The sequence below is a fragment of the Aeromonas sp. HMWF015 genome, from assembly GCF_963878965.1.
Taxonomy (GTDB): domain Bacteria; phylum Pseudomonadota; class Gammaproteobacteria; order Enterobacterales; family Aeromonadaceae; genus Aeromonas; species Aeromonas veronii.
On record NZ_CAWNZT010000184.1, the window covers coordinates 16,277 to 16,602 of the forward strand.

1 pseudogene is annotated in these 326 nt (G+C 59.8%); it reads left to right on the forward strand.

The annotated features are described in order from the left end of the window. Positions 1-86: 86 nt before the first annotated feature. Positions 87-326, forward strand: a pseudogene (locus AACS18_RS09750) (hypothetical protein); the annotation flags it as partial.

A 326-nucleotide genomic window follows, 5' to 3' on the forward strand; every position in this document is an offset into this window, starting at 1 on the left:
GCAGCCAGGGACGGCTGATGCTGGCGCCAACAGCGCGCCACAACCAGACTTGTCCCGCCCGATCCCGACCAAGAAGGAGCATTAATATGAATTTTTTCCGTCAATCCGTGACCTCTTGTGCCATCGCCATCCTGCTGGGATCCACCTCAGTCATGGCCGCGAGTGATGCCCTCATCCCCATCCAGCAACAGTGGGCCGTCTGCCAGTATCAACAGAGCGGCAAGGCGAAAGAGAGCTGCCTCGAAACACTGAGCACCCAAGCCGAAGCGGCCAGCGCCAAGGAGCCTTTTCGCGCCGACCTGCTGATCTGGTCTGCCATCGTCAAG